The organism is Rubrivirga sp. (assembly GCF_049648075.1).
Classification (GTDB): Bacteria; Bacteroidota; Rhodothermia; order Rhodothermales; family Rubricoccaceae; genus Rubrivirga.
The window spans coordinates 1-2977 of the sequence record NZ_JBARYR010000082.1; the positions used below are offsets into that span (position 1 = coordinate 1).

Annotated in this window: 2 protein-coding genes; both read left to right on the forward strand. The window is 71.6% G+C overall.

The genetic code is table 11. From position 1 onward, the window contains the following. A partial coding sequence (cas3, locus tag WBA11_RS02275; protein ID WP_424519109.1) for a CRISPR-associated helicase Cas3' occupies nucleotides 1-1651 on the forward strand: 1651 nt, incomplete at its 5' end. A 3-nt stretch (nucleotides 1652-1654) separates the two neighbouring features. Continuing rightward, a partial coding sequence (casA, locus tag WBA11_RS02280) for a type I-E CRISPR-associated protein Cse1/CasA (protein ID WP_424519110.1) occupies nucleotides 1655-2977 on the forward strand: 1323 nt, incomplete at its 3' end.

A 2977-nucleotide genomic window follows, 5' to 3' on the forward strand; every position in this document is an offset into this window, starting at 1 on the left:
GTTCACGTCCTCGAAGCGCGCCCTGCTCACGCCGTACGGGTTGGGCACCATCGACCAGGCTATGCTGGGAGCGTTGCGCGGGCGGCACTTTTTCCTGCGGATGTATGGCTTGGCCGGCAAGACCGTCGTCCTCGATGAGGTCCACGCCTACGACGTCTACATGCAGACCATCATCGGGACGATGGTCGGGTGGCTCCGGGCGCTCGGCTGCTCCGTGGTCCTGCTCTCGGCGACCCTGCCGGCCCGGCTCCGCCGCCAACTCATCCAAGCCTGGGACTCGGACGCCAATGCCGACCTCGAAGCCGACCCCGCCCACGTCTCGTACCCCGCCGTCTGGACCGTCGCCGACGGCCGCGTCCGGCTCCACGACGCCGTAGACGGCCAGCCGCTCAGCGCCGACCGCGGGCAGCGCGCCACCTTACGCCGGCACGATCCCGACCTCGAGGCCGTCGCCGCGACCGTCGCCCAGGCCGTCCGCGACGGCGCCGTCGTGGGCGTGATTCTGAACACGGTCGCCCGCGCGCAACTCGCGTTCCAGGCCATCAAGGACGCCTGCAAAGCCGACCTCGAGGCCGACGACCTGGTCCTGTTCCACGCCCGCTTCCTGCTCCGCGACCGCCAGCGGATCGAGCGGGCCGTCGTCGGCCACCGTGACGACGACGAGTGGATTGCGGGCCGGTTCGGGAAGGGGCGCCGGGACGGGCCGGCCGTGTTGGTGGCGACGCAGCTCGCCGAGCAGTCGCTCGACCTCGACGTGGACCTCCTGGTGACCGACTTGGCGCCCATCGACCTGATGCTGCAGCGGGCCGGCCGGCTCCACCGCCACGACCGAGACCGCCCCAGCGGCTACGCCGAGCCCCACGTCGTCTGGCTCTGCCCCGACGCCCCCGACGGCGGGCTGCCGGACGTGACGTCCACAGAGGTCCCGTTCGGGTTCGTCTACGACCCCGTCGTCCTGTGGCGGACCCAGCGCGTGCTGCGCGCCCTCGAGGACGCCGACGGGACGGGCCGCTGGTCGCTCCCCGACGACTACCGCCGGCTCATCGAGGCCGTCTACCTGGCCGACGAGGAGGTCACGAGCCAGCCCCCTCCGCCGGCCGACCTCGAGGCCGACGCCGCCGAGACGTGGACCAAGACGGTCGAGGATGAGCGGGCCAAGATGATGGCGTCCGTCCAGAGCGCCGCCGGCCAGACCATCCCGACGAGCGGGCGTCTCGCGAAGCTCCTGCGCAAGTCGGCGCCAGTGCTCAACGACGAGGACGACGACTCCGCGCACCGGACGTTGCGCGTCGCCACGCGCGAGGGCGACAGCCTCGAGGTCGTGGTCCTGCACCGTGGTCCCGACGGCGCCCTCTACCTCGACGCCGACCTCGAGGTCGCGGCTCCTCTCGACGCCGAGCCTGAGCGCGCATTATCCACCGACGCCGTCCGCGCGCTGCTGGGCGCGAGCCTCCGCCTGAGCCAGACGCGGATCCTGGGCGCGCTCCGTGCCGCCGACCTCGAGGCCTGGACCGACGCTACCGAGAACACGCCGGCGCTCCGCTCGATGCACGCGCTCGTCCTCGAGGACGGGTCCTGTTCCGTAGGTGGATACCACGTTAGGTTTAACGACCGGCTCGGTCTCGTCCTCGAGTCTCCTGCAACCTCCTGAGCCGTGGCCTACGACCTCCTCTCTGAGCCCTGGATCCCCGTCCTCGACGCCGGCACCGACCTTGACACCGCGCCCGACGCGCCGGTCCGGCGCCGGTTGGTTGGTTTGCGCGAGGCCATCGCCCGCGCGCACGAGATCCGCGAGGTGGCCGGCGACACGCCGCTCGAGACCATCGCCCTGAACCGTCTCCTGCTCGCGCTTTTTCTCGATGTCCACGACTTGAGCGCCGACGGCGGCCCGTGGTGCGCGCTCTGGGACGCCGGCCGCACCGACGCCGACGCTCTTGGGGCCTACCTCGACACACACTGCGACCGGTTCGACTTACTCCACCCTGAGCGCCCGTTCTATCAGACGGCCCAACCCCTAGCGCGCGACGCGACGACGCTGAGCCAACTCCGCCACGCCGAGTCGGCTGGCAACAACGGGACGCTGTTCGGCCACGAGATGGACGACCAAGACCGGCGGCTCAGCCTGGCTGAGGCCGCCCGGTCCGTCGTGGCCTACCAGGCGTTCGGGCTCGGGGGGCTCGCCGGCTCTGCTGCCACCGGCGGCCGGTTGCCAGCGTTCCGTCATGCACCACTCGTGTCGGGCGCTGTCTTTTGGATTCGAGGTCGGTCGCTGTTCCAAGCACTCCTGCTCAACGCCCCGCCCACCGACGACGTCTGGATCGGCGCCGGCAACGACGAACCGGCCTGGGGCCGCGACCGTCCGACCTCGAGGTCGCGCCCACCCGAGGGACTGCTAGACCTGTTGACGTGGCAGGCCCGGCACGTCACGCTCGTCCTCGAGAGCCGTCAGGCCGGCGCAGTCAACGGGCCGGAGCCGGCCGCGGCCGGCGTCTACATCGCTAACGCCGAGTCCATCGACCACGACGGCGTGGTGGACCCGATGATGGCCCGCGTCATGAGCAAGAAGAAGGGCGTGTTCCCCTACGGCCTGCGCTCCGAGCGCGGCGTCTGGCGCGACGCCGACGTCCTGCATCACGCCGCATCCCCCGACGCCGAGGGCGCCCCCCAAACCTTCCGCGAGCTGGCCGCACTCGCCCTCGAAGACGATCGGCTCCGCGGTCTCGTCGCCGTCTGGACCGCCGACGTGTTCGGCATCGAGAACGACAAGTCGAAGATGCTCCGCTGGCGCCACGCCCGCGTTCCGGTCTACCCCGCGCTCCTGGGCGACCCCGTCCGTCTCGCGGCCCTCCGCGCCGCCCTCGAGGACGCCGACGAGCAGGCGACGACGGGCAAGCACAACCTCCGGTTCGCGACCCGCACCGTGGCTGAGTACCTGCTCTCGCCGCCCCCGCCGGGTGCGAAGCCGGACGCGACGCCC